This is a genomic window from Nocardia sp. NPDC102475, assembly GCF_055584605.1.
In genome coordinates this window covers 98084-122982 of record NZ_JBVJLS010000007.1, presented here as the reverse complement: position 1 = coordinate 122982, position 24899 = coordinate 98084, and the positions used below count along the sequence as shown (strand labels likewise).

The window sequence follows — 24899 nt, the reverse complement described above, 5'->3', positions numbered from 1 at the left end:
GGTCGAGGCACTCGACCGCGCCGCCCAGGTCGCGGTCAGCCACACCGTCGGGTGCGTGAACGATTTCGGGGGTATTCGATCACGCTGGCGTGCAAGCATGCTGGAACGTCGGTGTGGCTGCGTCCGACACAGGCTCCTGGCCGCGGCGGGTCGTCGGGGCGTGGGACCGGCCCTACCTACAGAATCGTCAGAGGGCGTCATACCGCCAGGGATGCCGCATAGGCTGTGAGTTTGCCTCCGAGCAGCTGTATCTCGTGCGCGGGCTGTCGGTGATGGTGGCGCGTACCGATCCGATCAATGGAGCTCAGCTCGATGTCTTGCGCTGGGTGGGTATGGCTGCCCGCGGATGGTGTGATGACCGGCAACGCCCACAAGGTGACGGCCAGAGCGCTCGAATGGCGGGTTTGGTGGTGCTGTCGAAGCGTGGTGGGGTGTGGCGTGCGGAGGTTACCGACGCAGACAGGTACTACCTCGAGCAGGGCAGATTTCCGGACGACCCAGGGGAGGTGTTGACCGATACGGGCCCATAGGTGGTCATAGCCACGGGCGGTAACGGTGTCGCTGCGTGCTGACCAACACCTGTCAACACCGGCCGATCCATGTCGAGCTGGGCAAGATGCCGGCGGCACTACGCAACTCATGTGCTTGCGCCGCGGGTCCGCGTCGACTTCGGTTCAGGCTGAACACAATTGAAGACGCGTGCGTGAGAAGTCGACATGATGGTGCGCGTGACGATTGAATCCGGGCGGGCGATCGGGCTGCGCTCTGAGCGTGGCCCGATCCTTGCCGCGCTGCTGCTCGCCACAGCGTTGGTGGCTTTGGACACAACAATCGTCGCTACCGCCGTGCTCACGATGAGCGACCACCTCGGCGGTTTCGCCCAGTTTCCCTGGTTGTTCTCGTTGTACGTGCTTGCGCAGGCGGTGACCGTACCGATCTACGGCAAACTCGCCGACAGCGTCGGCCGCAAACCGCTCATAATTTTCGGCATCGGCGTTTTCGCGCTCGGCTCGCTGCTGTGCGGAATGGCGGCAAACATGACCGCTCTGATCATCTTCCGTGCTGTGCAGGGGATCGGCGCGGGTGCCGTCCTTCCGATCTCGGTCACCATTCTCGGCGACCTCTTCACGGTTCAAGAGCGCGCAAAGGTGCAAGGCTACTTCGCGAGCATATGGATGATGTCATCTATCATCGGTCCACTGGCAGGAGGGCTGATTGCCGACTATGTCGGTTGGCGGTGGATTTTTCTGCTCAACCTGCCATTGTCGGCGCTTGCAGGGTGGATGCTATTTGCCCGTTTCGCCGAGCGCGTACCGCGGCAACCTCAGAGGGTTGATGTTCTTGGGGCCGGGTTGTTGGCAGTGGGCGCTGGCGCCGTCGTGCTCGGGCTCCTTGAGGGCGGGCGGTCCTGGGCGTGGGGCTCCCCAACTAGCGTGGTCGTGCTGGGGGGAGGCGTAGCCATGCTGACGCTGTTCCTTGGGGTCGAGCGACGGGCTGCGAATCCCGTTTTGCCTCTGTGGGTTTTCCGACGTCGAGTGGTTGTGGTGAGCAGCGCGATCTCCCTGCTCGCCGGGGCGGTATTGCTCGGACTCACGTCATACGTGCCGACCTACGCACAGCGTGTGCTCGGCGCGAGCGCGCTGCTCACGGGGTCGGCCGTCGGGGCCTTGCTTCTAGGCCAGCCACTCGCTGTCTCGCTGGCGGGCAAGCTCTATCTGCGCGTCGGATTCCGGTTGACTCTGTCACTGGGGAGCGGGATCACGGCGGTCGGAGCCGCAGCTCTGCTTCTGCTGACCCCTGGGTCGACAGTGCCTGCGGTAGCGGTCGCCTGCTTTGTGACGGGGTTTGGGATGGGACTGGTGACAGCGCCGACCATGATCGCCGCTCAGGCAAGCGTTGAATGGAACGAACGTGGTGTTGTCACAGCGACGAACATGTTCGCCAGATCAGTGGGCGGCGCCTTCGGTGTCGCCGCCTTCGGCGCCGTCGTTACCGCGGCAACCGGTGGCACCAGTGATCCGGCGCCAGCTGAACTGGGTTCGGCAGTGCATCTGGTGTTCGTGGTCATCGCGGTCGCTGTAATCGCGATGTTCGTTATCTCGACGCAGATGCCCAGGGACGCAAGCTGTTACACTCGCGGCAACGGCCCAGATCCGGCTATCACCGGGGAGCTTTCGGAAGAACAGAGGGCGAACCTCCCAGTAGAACCGAACGGAAGACCGCACGTTATAGCGGTACAAAATCGAGGGGTGTCGGCAACAGCCGACGCAAGCGGGGTGGTACCGCGGAGCCGAGGCGACTTTCGGCTTCGTCCCTGCATGAGGTGGTGGACTACCCATGCGGGTCGACGAGGCAAGGGATCGCATTGATGTCTGAAAAGCATACGTTCGGGTCTCCGTTCAGCGCGTTGCCAGCTCGGCTTGACTTGCCGACGATGGATGCTCGAATCACTGAATGGTGGCGTGAGCATGACGTGTTCCGGCGCAGTATCGAACGCACGAAAGATGGTGTCAGTTGGGTCTTTTACGAAGGCCCTCCCACGGCGAACGGTTCTCCGGGGACACATCATGTTGAGGCCCGCGTCTTCAAAGATGTGTTTCCGCGCTATCGGACTATGAAGGGCTATGCAGTGCCGCGCCAGGCCGGCTGGGATTGCCATGGCCTGCCGGTTGAGCTGGCTGTGGAGAAGGAGTTGCAGCTCTCCGGCAAGCCGGACATCGAGAAGGTAGGCATCGATAAGTTCAATACGCGCTGCCGCGAGTCGGTTCTGCGTCATGTTGGTGAATTCGAGGAACTGACGCGGCGCATGGGCTATTGGGTCGATCTCGACCATCCGTACACCACGATGTCGCCCGAGTACGTCGACAGTGTCTGGTGGTCGCTGAAGAAGATCTTTACCGACGGGCGGTTGACCGAAGACTTCCGAGTGACCCCCTACTGCCCGCGCTGCGGCACGGCGTTGTCCGACCACGAGGTCGCCCAGGGCTACGAGACAGTAAGCGATCCCTCGGTATATGTCCGATTCCCGTTAGCTGAGCCACTGGCCGGACACGACACAGCCGAACTACTTGTCTGGACGACGACGCCGTGGACTCTAGTGGCCAATACCGCCATTGCCGTCAATCCCGATGTCACCTATACCATTGCCCGCACCAGTGACGGCGTGTTCGTTGTGGCCGAGGCGCTACTCGAGGCGGTGCTCGGCACAGACGGGGTGCAGCAACTGGCCGCGGTGCCGGGTATCGAATTGGCGGGGCTACGGTACCGCCGCCCGTTCGATTTCGTAGACATCCCCGACGCACACATCGTCGTACTCGCCGACTATGTCACCACCGTTGACGGCACTGGCCTCGTGCACCAGGCGCCAGCATTCGGCTCGGATGACCTTGCGGTATGCCGGGCCAATGGGCTGCCAGTTATCAACCCAATCGGCCCTAACGGTGCATTTCTTGATGACGTGAACACGGTTGGTGGCATGTTCTTCAAGTCCGCTGATCAGGTCTTGATCGATGATCTGCGTGCGCGTGGCCTGCTGTTCGGCTACCAGCGTTACGAGCACTCCTACCCGCATTGCTGGCGATGCCACACGCCGCTGATGCACTACGCACAGCCGTCGTGGTACATCCGCACGACCGGTGTGCGCAAGGAGCTGCAGCGGGAGAATGAGAAAACGAATTGGTTCCCGTCTCATATCAAGCATGGCCGCTTCGGTGATTGGCTGAACAACAATGTCGACTGGGCGCTGTCTCGATCGCGGTACTGGGGCACACCACTACCGTTGTGGCGGTGCGGAAACGGGCATGTGACCCCAGTCGGATCGCGCCATGAGCTAGGGCAGCTGACGGGCCAGGATCTGACCGATCTCGATCCGCACCGCCCCTATATCGACGCCGTCACCTTTCCCTGCCCGGACTGTGCGCAGGTGGCAACCCGGGTACCCGAGGTGATCGACGCCTGGTACGACTCCGGCGCAATGCCGTTCGCCGCACTCGGCTATCCCTATGTGGCTGGCAGCGAGGAAGCCTTCCAGCGTCGGTATCCGGCTCAGTACATCTGCGAGGCAATCGACCAGACTCGCGGCTGGTTCTACACGCTAATGGCGGTCGGCACGCTGGTTTTCGACCGCTCTCCATACGAGAACGTCGTCTGCCTGGGGCACATCATGGCGGAGGACGGCCGCAAAATGAGCAAGCACCTCGGCAACATCCTTGCTCCAATCCCACTGATGAATGAGTACGGTGCCGATGCACTCCGCTGGTTCATGGCCTGCTCAGGTTCGCCGTGGGCACCGCGCCGAGTTGGGTCCGGCCCACTCGACGACATCACACGAAAGCTATTGATGACGTATTGGAACACTGCGTCGTTCTTTAGCCTGTATGCCAGCCACGCCGAATGGAAGCCAGGGACGGCGCTGGCGGTTGAGGATCGGCCGGTCCTGGACCGGTGGGTGCTGGGCGAGTTACACCGTGTTGCACGTGAGACCGATGAGAAGCTGGAGCACTTCGACACCGCTGGCGCGGGGAGAACACTCGCCGACTTCGTCGACGACCTGTCCAACTGGTACGTCCGCCGATCGAGGCAGCGATTCTGGGTCGGAGACCAAGATGCGCTGTCGACGTTGTACAAGTGCCTGGACGTGCTGACACGTCTGCTCGCACCGTTCGTGCCGTTCATTACAGAGGAGGTCTGGCAGCAGGTCGTCCGCCCGGGTTCGCCCGAGGCACCCGAGTCGGTACATCTGGCCGAGTTCCCGATGGTCGACGTTGCCCTGATCCGTCCAGTGTTGTCGGAACAGGTTCGCCTCGCGAGGGCCGCTGTAGAGGCTGGTCGTGCGGCTCGAAAGGCTAGCAAAGTGCGGGTCCGCCAGCCGCTGGCTCGTGGCTTTGTCGGACTCCCGCCAGGAACCATGCTGCCGCGAGAACTACTCGATGACATCGCCGAAGAGCTCAACGTAAAGACGATAAGCACGCTCGACGCCACAGGTGAGGTGGTCGACGTCAATGTGAAGCCCAACTTCCGAATGCTCGGTCGCCGGTACGGAAAACAGACACAAGCAATCGCGAATACCATCCTCGCCGCTGAACCGCGGCGGATAGCCGTGCAGCTACGTGAACACGGCATCGCCACGATCGAATTCGAGGGCGAGCAGGTCGAGCTCACCCCGGAGGAGGTCGTGGTGGCAGAGGTGCCGCGCAGCGGTTGGACCGTGGAGACTCAGCGCGGGGTGACGATTGCGCTGGACACTCACATCACTTCCGAGTTGGCGATTGAAGGTACGGCGCGCGATGTGGTCCGGGTTGCGCAACAAGCCCGCCGCGAAGCCGGACTGGATATTTCCGATCGTATCCAACTCACGATCTCTGGCCCGGAATCCCTGTTTTCGGCTGTCCGTAGACATATGGCGTTTATCGCCGACGAGACGTTGGCAGAGTCGATCCGCTTGGTCGAGGCCCTCGACGACGGTTTCGCCGGCACCGTCGATGGTGTCGAGGTCATAGTGGGCGTGTCCGGATTGACCGCAGGACGATGACCGAACTCCGGCGAGTCGGGCCCGACGAATGGCGATTGTGGCGTGCGCTGCGCCTGAGCGCCTTGGCCGACTCGCCGGGCGCATTCGACTCGCAGCTCGCTGATTGGCAGGGCACAGGCGATACCGAGCAGCGGTGGCGCAGTCGTCTCACCGATGTCGAGGCGAACTTTGTCGCCGAGTATGCCGGGGAGCCGATTGGCATGATCAGCGGTGCCCGCGGCGACGGTGGTCGTGAAGTCGAGCTGATCTCACTGTGGGTTACGGCCGCAGCTAGGGGACGGGACGTGGGCGAATCACTGGTTCGTGCCGTTCTCGACTGGTCGGCTGGGGACCCATCGATCGAGCGGGTAGTGCTGAGCGTGCACGACTGGAACCGGCGGGCACAGGACCTATACCGCCGTACTGGCTTCCAGCCGGTTGGAGCGACATCCACGGATAGGCTGGAAATGGTCTACCAGTTCCCACAACGCATCCGTATCGGTGTGCACTCCGGGCAGCAGTATGCCGATTTCGAGTCGATGCGGGTGCTGTGGCGTGACATTGAGCAACTCGGATACGACTGGATTTCGCTGTTTGACCACTATCGTCCGCCGATCTTCGGTCCAGGCGGGCCTTGTATGGACGGTCCTTCCGTGCTGGCAGCCCTAGCAGCGGTTACGCCGCGGGTACGGTGCGCGTTGTTGGTTGCGTCCCCGATTTGGCGGCACCCTGCTGTCGCTGCGACGGTCGCCGCGACAGTCGACCAGGTCAGTGGCGGCAGACTGGAATTCGGGGTCGGTGTCGGCGGACCCGATCTCGCCGTCGAACAGTACGGGATCCCGCTGCCGTCATTGCGAACCCGATACGAGCAACTCGACGAAACCTGCCGGATCCTGCGACTGCTCTGGGACGGTGGGCCAGTGGATTTCGACGGAAACCATTATCGGCTGCGCGAAGCGTACCTAAACCCTCGTCCGGTGCAGCGCAGGGTGCCGCTGATCATCGGTGGCGTTGGCGAGCAGCGGACGTTGCCGCTGGTCGCACTGCATGCCGACGTATGGAACAGCCCAACGCTGCCCCTGACGACATACGCAGACAAGGTGCGGCTGCTCGACCAACTGTGCCACGACACGGGCCGGAGCCAGGAACTTCGGCGCTCATTGACGTTTCGCGTGATGATCCGGACGACCACAGATGCGGTGACGGACAGGCGCAATGCTGTCATCGGGCGCGGGCACGGCGCCGACCTACCCGAATATCTCGGATTCGGGACCGTAGCCGAATGCTTGGATCGCCTGGCACCTTACGTCGAGCTCGGAGTCCGTGATTTCCTCCTCGGCGCGCGGCCGCCGGTCGACATCGAGACTGTTGAACGATTCGCACTCGAGGTCGCGCCCGTACTGCGTGCGATGGTGGCGGCATGATGCTCCGCTGGAAAGTCGCCGTAGACTCGCACCTGGTGCACGCGCTAGTGGAGCGCTCCGACCGATATGCGGCGACGGCCACTGCAACCCAGGCGCCGCAACGCAGCCCCGAATCAACGCGACGGTTAGTCGCTGGTGGCCACGTCTGGCTTGGTCTACTCGGCGAGACGCCGGTGGTGACGGTCACCGTCGGCCCGGTGCCATCGTTCAATCCGGACGAAGCGGGCCTGCCGGAAGTCATGGCCGCCTGGTATATGCAGCGATTGGCGGTGGATCCAGCGTCGCCAGCTCAACTCGTCGGCTTTCACGCGGTCCGCTACGCGGTCCGGCAGGCCAGCACAGCGGGGGCGGGCGCGCTACGTGCCGAAGCAAACCCAGATCTGACCGTGTTGCCGATGTTGCTTGCTATCGGTTTCACCCGCTACCGCACGGACGACTCGGGTCCGAGCCGCCGGACTTTCCTTCAACTAGGGTTATGATGGGCGTTCGAGTCGTGCGTCGAGTGGTCGGCCGGACCAGCCGAGGGCCATCACGGGGTGTCTCAGAGTTCGCGCTCGACAACGGTGTCGTGAGGGTGGCGGTCTGGGAATACGGAGCGACCTTGGTCAGCGTCGAGGTGCCTGATCGCGATGGCCCACGACGCAACGTGGTCGTCAGGCTGCCGAAACTTGCGGACTACGAAGCCGTCGAAGGTCGGGCATACATCGGTTCAACACTTGGGCGTTTCTCCCGAGTGGTCGGCCAGGGCCGGTTGGTCATTGACGGACACGGTTACCAGTTGGCCTGTAACGCCGGTGCGCATCACATCCACGGCGGGCCCAATGGATTCGACGCCCGGGTATGGGATGGTCGTACCGAACTTGGCGCTACTTCCGGCAAGGTGGTGCTGACGCTGGTGAGTCCCAACGGCGACCAGGGCTATCCCGGCACGCTGACCGCCACTACGACGTACGAACTCGACGAATCCAACCGCCTCACAATTGAGTTCACCGCGAACACGGACACAGCGACACTGTGTGGCCTGAGCACACACACGTTTTGGAACCTCGGTGTCGCACCCACGATCGATGATCACCAACTATGGCTTCGGGCAACTGATGTGGTGGCTGCCGATGCCGACTTCGTCCCGACCGGCGGCCTGATGCCCGTGACCGGGACAGCCGTCGATTTCACCCGGCAGCGTCGGCTCGGCGGCACCGCCGTCGACGCGTTTCTGGTGTTAGGGCGCGGTCACCCGGTAGCGAGGCTGCATGACCCGGATAGTGGCCGGTCCGTCATCGTCGGCACCGATCAGACCGGGCTTGCGGTGTACACCGGCGACTTCGTGCCGGACCGGCCACGCGTCGGCATCTGCCTCCAACCGGGTGCCTGGCCGGATGCACCCAATCAGGCCGGATTCCCTTCCGCGTTGCTGCGGCCGGGCGAGACATATCGGAGCAGAACAACCTTCGATCTGCTGTTCGACGGGTTGCCGAACGATGGAGGACGTGCGGATGACAGTGCCGAATAAGTCCCTGTACGGAGTCGTTCACATTCCACCCCTGCCAGGTACGCCGTTCCATGTCAGCGGTTCGTTCCCCGGCATCGTGCGGGGTGTGCGTGAGCAGACGGCGGCAATGATTGAGGGGGGTATGGACGGTGTGCTGTTACAGACAGTCGACCGGGTGTACGGCGTTCGCGACACCGCAGATCCGGCTCGTGTCGCAGCTATGAGCCTGCTCGCACACGAGGTACGTGAGCAGGCACCTTATGGGTTCGCGGTCGGGGTGCAGATCATGCGGCACGCTGTGAGCGCCTCCCTGGCGGTTGCGAAACTCACTGGTGCGGCCTTCGTGCGTGCTGACGCAATCGTCGGCGCGACGTTGTCCACACATGGATGGGTTGAGCCCGACCCGCTGGAAATAATGACCTACCGAAGGGCGATCGAGGCGATGGACGTCGCCCTGATTGCCGATATCGACTCGATGCACTACCGGTGGGCTGATCCGAATGAGACCACCGGCGGTGTGGCGAAGCGTGCGATTACGGTAGGTGCTGACGCGGTCTGCATCGCACACCCGGACACCGAGGAGACCCGCCGCAAGATCGCCGACGTCCGGATGCGCGCTCCGGGCACAAGAATCGTCCTCGGCGGTTTTGTTAACCATCAAAACGCGAATGTTTTGCTGGCCGAGGCCGACGGTGCGTTCGTCAGCGGCTGTCTGATGGATCCGGATGTTCCAGACAGAGTCAACGATCGCCGTGTGAAACGATTGGTCGAACTCGTGCGGGGTGTCGGATGAGCCGGTATTCGGTCGATGAGGTGCGCAGGCAGACCCGTGCCCTGCCCACTGACCTTCCCGACCTATTGCGCGATGCTGCACTAGGGGCCAAGAAGGCGATCACAGCAGCGGGCAATCTCGCGCGGGTTGTTGTGCTCGGCAGCGGTGATTCGCTGAATGCGGCGATTGCTTGCCGCGCGGCATTCTCGACAGCCGCGACGATCGAGTATGTATCCATGTCGGCCGACGAGTTCCTGCACTTTCCAGCATTGCGCCAGTTGCCGCCGGAACAGATCCTGGTCATCGGGGTGTCGGCCTCCGGCGGCAATCCGTCTCTCGTAGAGGCTGTGGCTTCGGCTCAAGCAACCGGCTGCCGGACCGTGGCGGTGACAGCCCGGCACGCATCACCACTCGCGACTGCAGCGCAACACGTCGTCCTCGTCGCCACTGGTTCGACGTTGCCGGCCCCCGGGATCCGGACCTACCAGGCCAGCGTGGTGGCATTACTTTGCCTGGCTCGTCGCCTAGTCCATGGCCACGGGTACTTCGCGGGTCTCGACGACGTCGACCGGTTGTGCGATGTGGTGGCTCGTTCGGTCGAACTGACCGAGACAACTGTGCCGACATTGGTGCCATCCCTGTCCACCGCGCCTGTCGTCGTGGTAGCCGGATCCGGTTCAGCAGTCGGCACTGCTCGGCACATCGCAGCCAAGGTCACCGAAAGTGCCGCGTTACCCGCCATTGGCGTGGAGTTGGACGAATGGTGGCACGTACACCGGTTCGGTCACGACCCACGCCAGCCGGTTCTGGTGCTGGCCACACCCGGCCGCGGCAGGGACTTCGCGGTATCGATGGCGCAGCGCATAGGCACTCGCCGCTCGGTGATCGTGGTGGCAGCCGAGGACGACAGCGAAGCACTGTCCGTTGGGACGACCACGTCAGGCGCAAAGGCGACGGGTGCAGTGATGGTGGCGGGCGGTGTACCCGAGGTCGCGCGCCCGCTCACCGACCATGTGCTGGCTGGAGCGCTCGGAGCAGGATTGGCTCACGCGCGCAATGTGGTGCCTTTCGCCAACCCGTGATCGCAGCGGCGTTCGAGAAACGACCGCACGCGATCCAGCGCGGTGTCGAGCTCGCTGCGGCGTCGCGATGTGGTGATCCGGACCAGCCCGTCGGCCAGACAGAATGTCAGCAGGCCAGGGAACACTGAGACACCCTCGTGGTCGAGCAAATCGCGGAATGCAACGTAGGAATCGTCATAGTCGTGCAGCTTCACAGCAGTGTTGATGGAGTACCGAGCTGCGGCGACCTGGGTGTTCGGCAGCTCCAAACGCCGAGTGGCAACCTCACGCATGTGGTGCAGCGCCGACTCCCGCCGATCTCGGTCACCTACGTAACTGGTGTAAGCGCCCTGCAAGGCGCCGAGTGTGAGTCCGTAACCAGACTCGAATTCGGCCAAATGTGTCTCAGTAATATCGCACACACCCTCATGACGCCAGCGTTCCATCCGGGCCAGCACCTCTACCGCCGTGTAAAAGAACGACGGCGGACCACCGAAGGTAGTCGAGGCGTATTCGTAGTACTCGTCGATGAATGCCGCGCCCGCCAGGATCCAACCGACTTTCATACCGGGTGCCGACCAGTTCTTAGACAAACTACTGATCCGCACCACGTTGTCGGCTGCACGCTCCGGTGACAACGTCGGCGGCGGACCGAGCCATTCGTGGCACTCGTCGAGCACGATGATGGTCCGCGAATCGGCTGAGCGGATCAGCGTTGCCAACTCATCCTCGGCCACGGGTGCACCTGTCGGGTTGGTTACTGTCTGAAGAAGCACGAGTGGGGTATCGGGCCGGAGTTGCTCGATGATCTGACGTATCGAGGTGGTGCCATCGACCAGGGGGGTTGGGATCAGGCTAACCGAGGCGCGCCGAGCAACCGACTCGAGCAACGGGGGGTAATTCGGAATCCCACACAGTACTGGGGCGGAGGTTTGCCGACCGGTCAGCACGAAATCGGCAAGGCTGTTGACCGCGAAAGTGCCGCCAAGAGTGAGCGCCACGTTGTCTAGCGTGTACTCGACACCACGGATCCGGGCCGACTCATACGCGGCGACCGCTTCCCGGGTCGGCTGGCGACCCCGTGAATCCGAGTACCCGTACCAGTCACGGCTGAGTGCGAACGCTATGCAGTCCTTGACGGCTGCAGGCAGGCCCCATTGCTCCTCATCGACGGAGCCGGTCGACAGTAGGAGGTGGTCATCGCTATGTAGCGCGCCGTACAGGTCATCGCGGAAGTAATGGTTGAAGGTCTCCTTGACAAACCGAATGGTTGAGCGGGATTGCAGAATTTGCTCCGAGCTGATTATCCGCCTTGGTCTTGTGGCGCGCCATGCTGCAGCAAGCTCGGGCCGAGTGCTGCGTTTGCCCACTGCGTCCTCGACCCTGCCGAGGTAGAGATTTCGCAGCTCGTACGGGTCATCGGGGTCGACTGCGCGCTCGAAGATATCGATCAGCGACGGGGTCGGTCCAAAATCCATCCGAACGTCGGGCACCGCCCTACGGGATGGAGTTGGCCGCTGTTCGGCGGGGTCCACGACGGGGGCGAACGGCGTTGGGACGGCGAACAGGCCAGGGCTGGTCATGATGCCGCCATTGCGGTGACCCGAAGTCGTTTCAGGTGTCGTGGTTCTTCGTCGTTCGGTGGGCCGCTCGCGGTCCGTCCGTGGAAGAACACGGTGTTGTCGATGACCACCAGCAGCCCTGGCCGCCAGGTGATTCCAAAGCAGACGCTGTTATACATCGCCGTATATAGCCGACTCAGCGTTGTGTCGACTTCATCGATTTCTGAAGCGACTGCACCGTGATACTCCCAGTTCAGCGGCTGGTCGTGGAAGTCACGAACGGAGAAGACAGGGCGGTCAGCGTCCTCACGTAGCAGTGGCGCGCCGTCGCCATTGTCGGCGTACCGGGTGGCCGCGAGGATCATGCGATCGCTGTCAGCAAGGGCATCGAACACCGCTTGCATCGGGACGAGGATGGTCGTGGCTCGGGTACCCGCGCCCGCAGCTACACACAAAAGTGTGATGAAACGGGGTTGAACCGACACGGGTGCGCCGCTGCGCTCGGAATGCAGCGTTATCCAGTTGGTGGCGAACGGTTGCAGGTCCGGATCGGAGGTTGCCGGTCGACTTGCTGTCAGATTGAGGATGACCTGGTGCTCGACAAACTGCTGAACGGCATTCGACTGCTCCGCCTGGGCGGTGCCAAGCATTGCGCCGAATGCCAGGAGCTCGGCGTTTGTCATTGGGCGGTCCAAAGCGACAAGGGCCGCGCCGTGCGAGTCCAGCTGTGTACGTGCACGTCGGCCGATTGTGTCGACCTCGGCGGCGGCTATCGAAATGGGGGGCAACGGAGTCGTAAGGGTGCGGTTGTGGCCGAGTAATCGCTGGCGCAGCGCGACGTGGGGATGGTCGGGGCGCTCGCGGAATGTACCTCTCATCGCGTGGTCTCCGCGTTGAGCCAGGTCAGGATGACGCCACGCTGCAGTTTGCCGGTTGCTGTACGTGGCAGTGCGTGTACTTCGTGCCAGCGGCGAGGGAGTGCGTTGGGGGACACTGCGGTTGCGAGTTGGGCGCGGACCTCCTCCACACCGCCAGCACGCAGGCTGATCATCGCGATGATCTCCTCACCCAACAATGTGTGTGGCACGGCGACGCATCCAGCGTCGGCAACTGTGGGCAGTGCGAGCAGCGTGTGCTCGAGTTCCTCCAGCGAGACAGCTTCCCCTCGTACCTTGGCGATGTTCTTGGTTCGGCCGGTGAGAACGTAGTATCTGCGACCATCTGGGCCGAAGCGCCAGTACCCAAGGTCGCCGCTGTGGAACCACCCCCTGGCGAATGTGTCTCGAGTCAGGTCGGGTGCGTTGGCGTAGCAATCCATGACACTGGGGCCACGCATGCAGATCTCGCCCACCTTATTGGCATCGAGCAAGTCGCCGGTTCGGGACAGCACCTCGACCTCGTTGCCTGGGAAGGCGACACCCACAGTGGGAATTTCGGTGTCCAGCATTAGCGCGGCATAGTGCTCGTCGGAGAGGTCGACTGGCAGTGTGGTCGAGAAGTTGGTCGTTTCGGTCAGGCCGTAGCCTTGCACCACCCGTAGACCGAACGCATCCATCACCCGGCGTGCTAGTGAGGCGCTGAGCGGCGCAGCGGCGCTCACGACGTACTGCAATGACTCCGGCGGTCTCCAACCGCGACCGGTCGCCAGTAGCGCCTCCAGCACGCTGGGCACCACGCTCGCGATTCGCGGTTGGTATGCGTCCAGCACAGTGCGGTAGGTCAAGGGTGAGAAGGTCTGCGGCAGCAAGACATGCGCCCCGGCGTTCAGCACGCCGAGCAAGGTGAAGTGCACGCCGTTTACGTGATGTACCGGAAGCCCGCCAGCGATGATGTCGCCGGGGCCGAGATTGTGGTGGCGTCGCAGACCCTGCGCATTGGCAAGGACGGCTCGATGGCTCTGAATGACGAATTTGCTGGCGGCGGTGGATCCAGACGTGCCGAACATGAACGCGGCGGCGCTCGACGCGAGCGGTTGATCCAGATCACGGTCCGCAGCGGTCCGGACCGAGGATGGAATCGGTTTGGCCAAGTCGTCTGGGATCCCGGGCAGATGAGGCGAGCAAAGCACGGCCGATGTTGGATGAGCGGCCAGGATTGTGCGCAGCCGGTCGGCCGGGTCGGCCGGGTTCAGGAACAAACACGTGCCACCTGCACGAATCACTGCGAACAGTGCAACAACTGTCTCGATATCGTTTCCGGCAAGCAGGCCGACCCGCGCTCCCTCGAACCCGTCCGGACCCGCTAACTGGGCTGCCATCGCGCGGCTCCGTGCGTCGAGCGCACCATAAGTGAGCGCTTCCGGTTCGCCGTAGGTTGGCAACCAGGTGAGAAATACTGCGTCGGGTGTTATTGCGGCACGGTCACGGAGCACGTCGATGATGGTTTCGGCATGGTGGCCGTCGCTGTCGGCCGACAGTTCCTCGCCCGCGGACAGTGTATGCGCCGCACTTGTGCGGACTACGTCGGCGATTGCCGTCACCGACCCGAACCGATCCGGGGTGATGTGTTCGGCGGGTATGGCAATCTTGAATTCTTTCTCCAGTTGTACCACCAGCGTCACGATGGCCAGGGAATCTAATGTTTCCGTCAGCTCGCCAGTGACAAGCGGCGCGATCGCCGGGGTGGTGATACCGGCGATGAGCGTACTGACACGGTCATCGATCCCGTCGGTCATGAGATCGGGTTTCCGTTCACCGGGCCGGGCAGATTGCTACAAGTACTCGCTACGGGGAGTTCCTGGGCGAGGAAGATCGTCTGCGCCATCATCTTGTAGCCCGACATCTTCTCGCGGAAGGTCTCGATCGACTCCTCAGGGTGCACGGAATCGATCACCGCATGCGGCCCTATCGCATTGAACTGGTGGGAGACTCCGCGCGGGATTTGCATGTCAACCCAGGAGTTCTCGTCGACTAGGAGGTTGTAGCGGGTGACGGGCGCATCGCCCGGGGCATCAGGTAGGTCGTCGACGAATGTCCTCGGAGCAAACGGAGTGACTCCTTCGACGTCGGTGATCATGAAGGGTGACAGGCTCGAAACCCGTATGCGAGTGCTGGGGCCCGTCATCATTCGGACGAACCGAAGGCCGGTATGCAGGTGCATACGCGAACAGATGTCGCGTTTGTTGACGTCGTAGAAGTCCATCAGATAACGGTCTGCGAAGTAGCCATCGAATGGCGACTCCAGCATGTAGACGTCGCCTTCTTCGAAGGTTTGCGCACGGACCACGCCGTCGCTGTCCGAAATGGTAGCAGCGGGGCTCGCATGAGCCGTTCGGACGATCATCGTCAATGTGTCAACTACTGCTAATGCTACTTCCGGTGCGAATACGGCGACCGGAGTTACTCGGCAACGGCCAGCATCTCGAAATTCCAGCACATCCTGAATTTCGTTCTCGTCGTCTGGTGTTTTCTTTAGCTTTCCGACCATGCGGTTGGCACTCCCTCCCCCATTTCAGTCACGGTATCCGCCGATATGAGTAACCACGTACCCAATCTCCATGCTGCGCAGATTTCTTTCATGGAGGACACCGCTCGGGCGATAGATCCTGCTCATGATTCACCAGTGGTGCCCAGCGTACAGATCGTTGGCGGACAACGGCTTTCGTAAGTTGCCGATCCTATCCGGCGACAGCTTCCCACACCGAGGTCGGGGTTCGCATGTCGGCAAATTTCGGAGATCCAAAATATTGACCATTGACGACCTTGATGATAACGGCGCTAGTTCGGGTAGCGTCGAATTCGATATGTTGACACGAGTTTCGGCTGGTGGTACTTCTGTTTAAGTCGTAGAGTGTCGGAAAGGTTCGAGGGCTTCGATTTGGGGGATACTTACTGCGCTACACGCTGTGGATGAGACAGCTGTGATATTTGAGGCGCAACTGCGAGTGACGGCTGTCTGAAAATTGCTAACAAGTCTCCAATGACTTGAACCAGAGCGAACCGTATGGCATTAGCGCGGGCCGAAGCTATTAGGATTGAGAGACAAATGACCTTTGCCGTGACGCATGCGGATAGTCTGCTGCTGGCCGCGCTTCATGAGGGAACGGCCGAATTGAATTTCGACGACCGCTGCCTGCGTGGCGCGGAGTTGGCAGGCGCGGCAGGCGCGGTCGCTGCCCGAGTCGCCGGCGCCCGCCGCGTCGGGGTCTCCACAGACGATCCGTTGGCGATGATTGTCGCGGTTGCGGGCGTAGTGGCCGCTGGCGCAGCTGCTGTCCCGTTGGTCTCGACGCTGTCCACCCCAGAGCGGAATCACGTGCTGGATGACTGCGCGCCCGACCTGATAGTCGATCAGGTGGACTTGACCGGCCGAGCCTCGTTGCCTACTTACGATCGCATAGACGACCAGCCTGCTCTCGTGCTGTATACCTCCGGCTCGACCGGGCCGCCGAAAGGGGTCGTGCATTCCCGACATGCTCTCGCGTTCGACCTGGATCAACTGGCGGCGGCCTGGGAGTGGGGGCGAACGGACACCCTGAGCCACGGCTTGCCGCTGTCGCATGTGCACGGGCTGGTTTTTGGTGCCTTTGGACCATTGAGAGTAGGTTCACCGCTCGTTTACACCAACGGCGTGCTGCGTCCAGTGCCTCGGGCAACCATGTATTTCGGCGTGCCTGCGCTCTGGTCGCTGCTCACTGACAGCGAGTTGCGGGACATGCGGGGGGCCAGGCTGTTCGCCAGCGGCGCGGCGCCGTTGTCAGCAACTGTGTATAACCGCATCGCAGACACGGCCGGACTGCAGGTCTTCGACCGCTATGCGTTGACCGAAACGTTGGTGAATACCGCGCCCCGGGTGGGCGATCGCCGGGGCCCTGGACTCCTCGGGCGGCCACTTCCAGGCGTCGAAGTCGACCTGCGCGACGTTGGGCTCGGAGACGATGTGGGTGAGGTTGTCGTCCGCGGTCCCAATCTATTTCTCGGCTACCTGGGGCGACCGTCTCCATTCGAAACTGATGGTTGGTTCGCCACCGGTGATCTCGGGCGTTGGGAAGAAGACTCGTTGCGGTTGGTGGGTCGGCTTGCTACAGACCTGATCAAGACGGCCGGGTATCGGGTGGGCGCTGGTGAGGTCGAGGACGCCTTGACCAGTCATCATGCGGTGCGCGAGGTCGCGGTACTCGGCGTGCACGACGACGTCCTCGGGGAGAAGGTAACCGCTTGGGTCGTCACCTCCGTGCGTGTTGAGAAGCGCGCGCTCCACGAGCATGCCGCACAGTTGTTGTCGCCACACAAGCGGCCGCTGGAGATTCATCTAGTCGACGCATTGCCGCGAAACCAGCTCGGCAAGGTCCAGAAGGCCCAACTGGTGAGCGATGAGCAGAGGCCGCGATGGTGACCGTCGATGTACTGCGGCTGCCTGAACGGCAGCACAAGCCGAGGAACAGGGGACTGACTGTCTGTATCGATTCCGGGCTCCCTATCGGTCTATTCCAGGATGCTATCGAAAGCAGCGGATGCTACATCGACGTCGTGAAGTTTGGCTGGGGGACTGCCCTGGTAACGGAAAGTCTTCAGCGCAAGATCGATGTCCTGCGCCATCATGGCGTTGATTTTCTGTTCGGCGGGACATTATTCGAGAAGTATGTGAGCCAGGAGTGCTCCGAACAGTACCGTCGCTTATGCATAAACTATGGATGCCGGTTGGTTGAGATCTCGAACGGGACAGTAGATATCGACATCGAGGCAAAGGGCAAATACATCGAGTATTTTGCGCGGGACTTCGAAGTTCTTGCGGAGGTCGGATTCAAGGACCATCCGCGTTCGGAGCTCTTCTCGCCGAGCCAGTGGGTCGAGGCGATCGAGTCGGACCTTGCCGCCGGCGCAAAACGAGTGCTACTGGAATCCCGTGAGTCCGCCACTAGTGGAATCTGCCGCAATGACGGCGAGCTCAGGTTCGGTCTAATCGAGGACATCTTGGGATCGAGCATAAATAGCGAGAACCTGATCTTCGAGACGCCGACAACCAAGCTGCAGACCTATTTTGTCAAACGAGTAGGACCGGAAGTAAACCTCGGCAATATCGGACTTCTGGACGTCATTCCATTGGAGACGCTCCGACTGGGTCTGCGTTCCGACACTCTGATGGATCACCATGAGAATATTGAAGCTCCCCGACATGCGCTGTCGCGGAGCGGCGATCGGGAGGTTCGATGAGATCACCCAACGACGCTTTTCATATCGCGGTTCCGACTCGTAGCTTGGAAACTGCGGAACACTTCTACAGGCAGCTGCTGGGATGCCAGCTGGCCCGCCGATACGACGATAGACTTACGTTTGATTTCTTCGGTGATCAGCTGGTCTGCCATCTCTCGCCGGACGAGCCGCATGCTGCCCCGGCCCTCTATCCCCGTCACTTCGGAATCACGTTTCGCGACCGCGCGGATTTCGATGCTCTGCTGCGACTTGTCGATCTGCGGAAGGTGCCAGTTTTTCGTGAGCAGCAGTTGCGCTTCCCGGACACTGTAGAAGAGCACAGCACACTAGTGTTGATCGACCCCACCGAGAATCTGCTCGAATTCAAGCATTATGTCGATCCTCGAATGATGTACTGAGAACTTCACGCGGCCTACCGAGGGATCCGATTGGCCTGCGATTGTTAGGAGCGATATTTTGAACCCGATATCATCGGCGGCAGGGGTTGGGCAGGGATCCGCTGATCTGCAGTTCATGTCGAACCCCTCCTTTCCGGGGCGGCGGGGAGACCGCCCTCTGGTCGTCTATCTAGCACATTTGCATAGCACGTTCGGAAAGAATCTGCGTGTAACTGTTCCGCTCGGTATGACATACGTGCATGCGTACCTGCGCTCAAAATTCGGTGAATCCATTCGCATCCGGCAGCTCACCACGGTCGAACAGGTGGACGCCGCATTGGCCGAGGGCGTGCCAGACATCTTCGCCTTCGGTAACTATTCATGGAACACAGGCCTGACCGATTCTGTCATTGCAGCCCTGAAGGATCGATATCCGCAGGTGGTGATCGCGGTTGCCGGGCCAAATATTCCGACCGAGAAGTCCATAGCCGATGCGGCGATGCGCCGCAAGCCCGCGGTGGACTTCTTCATTTCCAGGGAAGGGGAGCAGCCGGTCTCGAACCTGGTCGCGGCCTGCCTAAGGCTGAAAAACCCGTACGACGTGGTCGGTACCGTGGTGGACGGGTGTTATTCGCTAACTCGGGACGGACAAGTATTGCAGGGTGACCCCTTGGGGCGAGTCGGCAATCTGGACGATATTCCGTCGCCCTACCTGACCGGACTCTGCGATGAGTACTTGAGCGACCCGGAGTATATACCGCTATTGCAGACCTCGCGCGGCTGCCCGTACGGATGCACCTTCTGTGTCGCCGGCCATGATTGGTGGTCGAAGCTGCGTGCTTTCGACATAGAGCGGGTGAAGGCGGAAATCGATTACATTCGAGCGCGGACCACCAATCCGATGCTGCGGATCGCCGACGAGAACTTCGGAATCTTGCCCAGGGATGTAGCGATCGCGCGGCACATACGTGCAGTCAAAGATGAATACTCCTACCCTTCGGTCGTTCAGGTATATACAGACAAGCACCTCACCCGCAACGTCCGTGAGGTAACCCTTCTGATGAAGGATCTGATTCCGCTCAATATCAGTTTCCAGTCGCTGGACAAACAGGTGTTGAAGAACATCAAGCGGGTCAACATCAAGGACACGATGATCGAGGAAGCAGCGGCGTTTGCACGCGAGCACGGTCTCGTCTTATCTACCGAACTGATCTTCGGATTGCCTGGCGAGTCGATCGAGTCGTTCATAAACTCGCTCGATAAAATTCTAGATTTCCGATTCGACAACGTTGTGATATACGCGTTGAATATCCTCGATCAGGCGGAGATGGCATTCGACGAATACCGCGACCGGTTCGGAATCAAGACACGTTTTGCGCTCTCCGAGAACGGTTATTCGGAATATGGCGGGAGGCAGAATTTTGAGGTGGACGAGATCGTTATCGAGACCTCGACGATCCCGGAAAAGGAGTACCTTAACTTTTTCAAGTTCATATTCTTCTTCAACTTCGCTCTATTCTATGGATGGTTGCGTGAGTTGGTATTCTTCTTCGAGAGCCACGGCATCCGGGCAACATCGATAATCCGAGTCATGCTCGCCGATCCCGACCGGAGTCCTGTGCTGGCCGCCTTTGCTACTCGGTTCGTCGATGGACATCGAGCGATGATGGGTAACAGCCGCGATGAGGTTGCGGAGCTCATTCGGGAGGCGGTGGCTCGCAGGCCCGAGCAAGTGACGGACAATCAGTTCGGGGCTATGCGTTTCCAATATGCGGTCTTCAGTGATTTGTTCACTGAGGGTCGATTCGAGGACGTCGTAAGAGAGTTCGCCGAGACTGGTCTGCGGGCGTTCAAGGAGAAAGCCACCGGATTCTCCGCGGATTCGTTCGCCGAGCAGCTCGATGTGGTCGTGCAGATCACGGAACTGGCGTTCATCCCGCTGCACGAGCGGGTGCCGGAGAAGATTGTGCTTCGGTCGCGTTTCGATGTGGTGCGGTGGAAGGAGTCCAATTTCAAACAGCCACTTACGGAGTTCGAGCTAGACAATCCGGGCCAATTTATGCTGTACATCCAGGGATACGATTACTACCAGCGACTGTGGGACGAGCCGCAGGAAGACATACGACGGACGTACCTGCGTAGCTTCGCCAGCACCAACTCGAATCGGCGTCGCCATCTCGCCTACGGTGACGGCCTCCCCCATGGTCAGGTGGAGGTGGACAGTGTCACGGCGCGAACCAAGATCGACTCGTGACGCGGTGGCCAAAATGCCTGACCGTGCGGCGCTGTTGGATGCAGTGGTCAAGCTGTGGCGGGACCTGCTGGACGCGCCCGACCTAGGGCCCGACACAGACTTCTTCGCTGCGGGTGGCAGGTCTTTGTTCGCATTGCAGATGCTCGCACGAACTCGCGGCCAGTATGGCGTCCAGGTCCCGTTGGACGTCTTTATCACCGCGCCGACCGCCCGCAGCTTCGCTAGCTACTTGACAGCATTGCACGCTGCCCAGTCGCGGCCTAGCAACACCGCAGCAGCGGTGAGTGCCGTGTCCGACGCCGTCGACCAGGCCATCGGCGAAGCGCGCCATCTCGGGGTACAGCTCTATGTCTCGGTGGCTGGTGAGGTCGTGTGTGATCTAGCTAAAGGGAGCCGCGACGGTGGTACGGACATGACTGGCGATGACCTGCTGCCGTGGTTCAGTGGTGGAAAACCGTTGCTGGCCGCCGCCATCCTCAAGCTATGGGGTGCGGGTTCGGTGGATCTCGACGCCCCTATCTCGCATTACCTGCCCGAATTTGCGGCAGGCTCGGTGTTCTCATGCCGTCACCTGCTCACGCACACGTCCGGCCGACTGCTGGTGGATGGTCGCCTGTCCATCGACCCAATTGTGGACGGCTACGATCATGCGACACGTCTGGCACTCACAGCGCGGCTGCACGGGGCCGATCGACCAGGCCTACAGCCGTCCTATTCAGTGTCTGGCCTATCCTGGCTGCTTCTGGCGGAAGTAATTCGACGAATCGATGGCCGGCGTTTTGATCGATATGTCGCCGACGAGGTTATCGAACCGCTAGGAATCGAGGCCTACTACGGCTTTTCGGACGAGCAACTGGTGCGTTTCGGCGAGCGGGTAGCGACCTATCATTCCCCGCGAAGCGCCCGCTACGACGAATCGGGCCGAGTAGTGGACAATGTTGTTGATCGCACGCGGTTCACCCGCCCGGAATTCCACAGAGGGCTTGACCCTAGCCAAGGACTGTGGGCAAGCGCGCGCGGTATGGCGAAGTTCTACGAGTATGTGTGCGCGCAGCTAACAAACGGCGATTGGGCGGGCTCGGCAGGGCCGTTGGATAGTCGTGCCGCCCGCGAGATGACCCGGCCGCAGCGGCCCAGTTACTTCCAGGAGGCGCCACTGGTGGACTTCGGGTTGGGAGTAACGCTGGAGAGTCGAAGACATGGAAGTGAATTCGCGTACTTCGGGTCGCATACGGGCGGTCGGACATTCGGGCATCAGGGGCACGGCTCCTCCCCCATGGCCTACTCTGATCCCGATCACGAGCTAGTCGTCGCGTTCAATGGTATTGGTCTGCCGGGACGGGTCGTCGGCAAGGTGATTTGGCACCAGATCAGCGATGCCGTCTACACCGAACTTGGCCTGGGCGCATGATTTGGCATTCAGAGATCATGAAATGGCGAGCGCGGTCGGATATTCTTGCGATCCGAACCGATCACACTGTACGGCGGGCTGCTCGGTGAGGACGTAGATTTTTGGCTGTGCAGTCGGGCGCGGCGGCGATAGCCGACATACTCGATCGTGTTCTGGCGATCGTAGCGACCGAGCAGCAGGATCTGAGCTGGCAGTCGCGGTATGTGGATTACGGGGAAGTCGTCGGCGATTTGACGGATCACGCTGCCCGGATGCGGCGGGAGGATATGAGTAGGTTGTCCGATCTCCGATATCTCTTCGCACCGACCGGGCCGTTGTGTGAGATCGCGGCCAGCGGTGGGTGGTTGGAGATCTACACGGAGCTGGGGAACCGGTTCGATCGGTTGGGTGAGCGCTTGCGGTAGTCGGGCTGCCGATCAGGCACCATTCCAACCTCTGATCGGTCGAATGCCTCTAACAGCCAAGTCCTTATTCGCCGCATCGCCGCATCCTGAGGCGCGGGCATCCCGTGGCCACGCTGCTGTCGCCGCTCTCGACGAGCATATGGCCGAGGAGGAGGGACTGATCCTCTCGCTCGCCGGACGCGTCATGACCGCCCGCGTGTGGGCGGCGCTCGGCGAACGGGGACGCGCCGCCGTGCCCAAGGACCGGCAGTTGGTCTTCCTCGGCTTCATCCTGCAAGGGGCCGAACGCCGAAAGTTCCTCGCCGACATGCCGTTCGCCGCCAGACTCGCCTGGCGCCTGCTCGGCAGCCGCGCCTTCGCCAAGGAGTACCGCTCGATCTATGGGACAGATCCCGAACAGATCTTCGCGCAGACTGGCCTGCGCTGTCCTGGCGATGCTCAGCTTCCTGGCCTGCCCTGCGCATGGTTGATCGCCATGATGCACCTCACTCGAATCGGTATCCAGCGGGACGAGGCGTGGATGTCGACTCTTTCGATGGTGCAGGCCGCGCTGGAAACCCTTAAACGGCAGCGCATCCGACCATTGCCGATGTCGGGTGCTGTGGCTTCGTCCGTCATTGCTGACGGCGGTTGTTCGTGAACCTCGACGGCACTTGGGTGGTCCGCGGGGCGGAGTTGTTCACGAATTTCGACGGTGGTGGCCGTGGTTGGGAGGCCTTAGGTGTTAGGCCTTGTCCCGTCTGAGTCGAGTCTCAATCAATGTAGGTCTGGCCGAATTGGCTGTGATCGGTGAGGATTTCGTTGATCAGGTGCCGAGTCCGGGTGTCTTGGTCGTGGTCGGCGGCTTCGCGGTCTGTCAGGGCCAGCAGCGCCTTCCAGAGTGCCCAGCCGCGAGCGCGAGCCCACGTGCCCTTGTCCTGGTCGACTGTTCGGGCAAAGGCTTCGCGGTTGTTTCCGGACAGCATCGTCCATGCCAGGGTCAGGTCGCAGGCGGGGTCGCCGACCCCGCAGGTGCCGAAGTCGATGACCGCTGTGAGGTTTCCGGCGTCGACGAGCAGGTTGCTGGGGGCGATGTCGCCGTGGAACCATACCGGGCTTCGGTCCCAGTCGGTGGCCAGGGCGTTTTCCCAGACAGCGGTGGCCGTGGCGGTGTCGATGCTGTCGTTGATCGTGGTGAGGCAGTGGCGGGTCTGTTGGTCGTAGTGGCGAGGTGATCTGCCTCGGTAGAAGCTGTGCGCGCCGGCGATCGGGGCTGCGGTGGTGTCGCATTGTTGCAGGGCGCGGATGAATTCCGCGACGGAGACCGCGAATTCGGTCATGGTGTCGATGTGGGCTCGGTCGGCGGTGTCGCCGGGGATCCAGCGACGCACCGACCATGGAAACGGGTAGCCGAGGTCTGGGGCGCCGTCAGCGAGGATGGTAGGCACTGATATCGGTAGTGCGGGAGCCAGCCGCGGTAACCAGTGGCTTTCCTTGGCGATGGCGGTCGCGTAGCCGGCCGCGGTCGGCAGCCTGACGGTCATGTCGTCGCCCAAGCGGTAGGTGCGGTTGTCCCAGCCGTCGTGGTCGACCGGTGTGACCGGTAGGTGGCGCCATTGCGGAAACTGTGCCGCGAGCAGGCGTTCGACCAAGGCCGCGTCGATTCCGGCGCGACCGTCCGCTGAGTCAGCCATCGAGCCATCCTCGGTGTCACCGACTGTTCCTGACAAATGATTTCCGGTCGTGCAGTGCACCGATACCTCGAGTCGATGAGACTTCCCACATAGTCGATATCGAACGCTGCCTTGGTCAGATCCAGCGGTCGGTGTATCGGCGTCAGGGATCGGCCTGGGGTGACACCATGGGTCGTTGGCGCTGTCCAGCAAACATTGCGTATGGCTCAACTGCGCATGCGGGGGTGTGCGAGGGATCGCTCGTGCACGCGCCTGTCTCAGTTGTGCCGTTGCCGTGTGTCAGAGGGGCGAACGAACTTCTACTCGCGCACGCAGATGTGTCACCGATGACGGAAATATGTGCCGCGAGCGGCTTCGCTGTCGCATCTGTGCCACGGCTGACCGCTCGAGTGAGAGGAGAACGTGCGCGAGGAGGTGATCGAGCACGTATTTGCATCAAATTTGATGCAAATACGTGCTCGAGTAATGCGCGAGAGGGGAATCGATCACCGATCGGCAACAATATTTGTGCAAATGTGTGCACGAGTACGTCTATTGTGCGTCGCTAGAGCGTAGCACCGACTCTATGATCATGTTGCTCTGTCTCAATACTATTGAGCTGCAATAGCTTTCAATACTTCGTTGTAATTAGCTGAGTGGCGGAGGCTGGCGTAGGGTTCTGACGGTTGGTTCGGCTGCGGGGGTTTTCTGCTTCAAATGTGTTGTGGCGTGGGCAAAATTGTTGGTGGAAGCTGCCGCGGTTGGTGCCGGTCGTCTTTTGTGGCGACCGGCACCGTGGTGGTTAGAGTGCGTGTGGTGGCCTGCGTAGGCG

General features: G+C 61.5%; 19 protein-coding genes. 14 read left to right on the top strand and 5 right to left on the bottom strand.

Annotation, left to right across the window (positions count from 1 at the left end; all coding sequences use genetic code 11):
• Positions 1–716 precede the first annotated feature (716 nt).
• From ACZ60G_RS14960 to ACZ60G_RS14930, 7 genes are read left to right on the top strand one after another with little or no spacing between them, the layout of a single operon-like run.
• Positions 717–2369 (top strand): MFS transporter, encoded by a 1653-nt coding sequence (locus tag ACZ60G_RS14960; protein ID WP_465810687.1) that lies wholly within the window; start codon positions 717–719, stop codon positions 2367–2369.
• Complete coding sequence (gene ileS / locus ACZ60G_RS14955; RefSeq protein ID WP_465810686.1) at positions 2369–5530, top strand: isoleucine--tRNA ligase; 3162 nt, start codon at positions 2369–2371, stop codon at positions 5528–5530. The genes ACZ60G_RS14960 and ileS overlap by 1 nt, the downstream gene beginning before the upstream one ends.
• Positions 5527–6933, top strand: a complete 1407-nt coding sequence (locus tag ACZ60G_RS14950) for an LLM class flavin-dependent oxidoreductase (RefSeq protein ID WP_465810685.1) — start codon at positions 5527–5529, stop codon at positions 6931–6933. The genes ileS and ACZ60G_RS14950 overlap by 4 nt, the downstream gene beginning before the upstream one ends.
• Complete coding sequence (locus ACZ60G_RS14945) at positions 6930–7412, top strand: hypothetical protein (RefSeq protein ID WP_465810684.1); 483 nt, start codon at positions 6930–6932, stop codon at positions 7410–7412. The genes ACZ60G_RS14950 and ACZ60G_RS14945 overlap by 4 nt, the downstream gene beginning before the upstream one ends.
• On the top strand, positions 7409–8443 hold the full coding sequence (locus ACZ60G_RS14940; protein WP_465810683.1) for an aldose epimerase family protein: 1035 nt from the start codon (positions 7409–7411) through the stop codon (positions 8441–8443). The genes ACZ60G_RS14945 and ACZ60G_RS14940 overlap by 4 nt, the downstream gene beginning before the upstream one ends.
• Entirely contained in the window at positions 8412–9215 is an 804-nt protein-coding gene (locus ACZ60G_RS14935; protein WP_465810682.1) for a BtpA/SgcQ family protein, read from the top strand. Before ACZ60G_RS14940 ends, ACZ60G_RS14935 begins: the two co-directional genes overlap by 32 nt.
• A complete protein-coding gene (locus tag ACZ60G_RS14930) occupies positions 9212–10276 on the top strand; it encodes an SIS domain-containing protein (protein WP_465810681.1) in 1065 nt (354 codons plus the stop codon). Before ACZ60G_RS14935 ends, ACZ60G_RS14930 begins: the two co-directional genes overlap by 4 nt.
• Here the strand turns inward: ACZ60G_RS14930 and ACZ60G_RS14925 are convergent.
• From ACZ60G_RS14925 to ACZ60G_RS14910, 4 genes are all read right to left on the bottom strand, one after another.
• Positions 10240–11748 (bottom strand): pyridoxal phosphate-dependent aminotransferase, encoded by a 1509-nt coding sequence (locus ACZ60G_RS14925; protein ID WP_465810680.1) that lies wholly within the window; start codon positions 11746–11748, stop codon positions 10240–10242. The genes ACZ60G_RS14930 and ACZ60G_RS14925 overlap by 37 nt on opposite strands.
• Positions 11749–11834: 86 nt before the next feature.
• Positions 11835–12695 (bottom strand): TauD/TfdA family dioxygenase, encoded by an 861-nt coding sequence (locus ACZ60G_RS14920; RefSeq protein ID WP_465810679.1) that lies wholly within the window; start codon positions 12693–12695, stop codon positions 11835–11837.
• Entirely contained in the window at positions 12692–14491 is a 1800-nt protein-coding gene (locus tag ACZ60G_RS14915; RefSeq protein WP_465810678.1) for an AMP-binding protein, read from the bottom strand. Before ACZ60G_RS14915 ends, ACZ60G_RS14920 begins: the two co-directional genes overlap by 4 nt.
• Positions 14488–15243, bottom strand: coding sequence for a hypothetical protein (locus ACZ60G_RS14910; protein ID WP_465810677.1), 756 nt, complete (start codon positions 15241–15243; stop codon positions 14488–14490). The genes ACZ60G_RS14915 and ACZ60G_RS14910 overlap by 4 nt, the downstream gene beginning before the upstream one ends.
• 516 nt (positions 15244–15759) lie before the next feature.
• Between ACZ60G_RS14910 and ACZ60G_RS14905 the strand changes: the two genes are divergently transcribed.
• The 7 genes from ACZ60G_RS14905 (at position 15760) to ACZ60G_RS14875 (ending at position 23055) form a co-directional block, all read left to right on the top strand.
• Positions 15760–17151 (top strand): AMP-binding protein, encoded by a 1392-nt coding sequence (locus ACZ60G_RS14905; protein WP_465810676.1) that lies wholly within the window; start codon positions 15760–15762, stop codon positions 17149–17151.
• A complete protein-coding gene (locus ACZ60G_RS14900) occupies positions 17145–17969 on the top strand; it encodes a phosphosulfolactate synthase (protein WP_465810675.1) in 825 nt (274 codons plus the stop codon). The genes ACZ60G_RS14905 and ACZ60G_RS14900 overlap by 7 nt, the downstream gene beginning before the upstream one ends.
• Entirely contained in the window at positions 17966–18367 is a 402-nt protein-coding gene (locus ACZ60G_RS14895; RefSeq protein ID WP_465810674.1) for a VOC family protein, read from the top strand. The genes ACZ60G_RS14900 and ACZ60G_RS14895 overlap by 4 nt, the downstream gene beginning before the upstream one ends.
• A gap of 226 nt (positions 18368–18593) precedes the next feature.
• Positions 18594–20600, top strand: coding sequence for a B12-binding domain-containing radical SAM protein (locus ACZ60G_RS14890; RefSeq protein ID WP_465810673.1), 2007 nt, complete (start codon positions 18594–18596; stop codon positions 20598–20600).
• Positions 20601–20613: 13 nt separating this feature from the next.
• Complete coding sequence (locus ACZ60G_RS14885; RefSeq protein WP_465810672.1) at positions 20614–22011, top strand: serine hydrolase; 1398 nt, start codon at positions 20614–20616, stop codon at positions 22009–22011.
• A 101-nt stretch (positions 22012–22112) separates the two neighbouring features.
• Complete coding sequence (locus ACZ60G_RS14880; RefSeq protein ID WP_465810671.1) at positions 22113–22415, top strand: hypothetical protein; 303 nt, start codon at positions 22113–22115, stop codon at positions 22413–22415.
• Positions 22416–22554: 139 nt separating this feature from the next.
• Complete coding sequence (locus ACZ60G_RS14875) at positions 22555–23055, top strand: hypothetical protein (protein ID WP_465810670.1); 501 nt, start codon at positions 22555–22557, stop codon at positions 23053–23055.
• Between the two features lie 112 nt (positions 23056–23167).
• On the opposite strand, the gene ACZ60G_RS14870 is transcribed toward ACZ60G_RS14875, so the two are convergent.
• Positions 23168–24088, bottom strand: a complete 921-nt coding sequence (locus ACZ60G_RS14870; RefSeq protein ID WP_465810669.1) for an aminoglycoside phosphotransferase family protein — start codon at positions 24086–24088, stop codon at positions 23168–23170.
• Between the last annotated feature and the right edge of the window lie 811 nt (positions 24089–24899).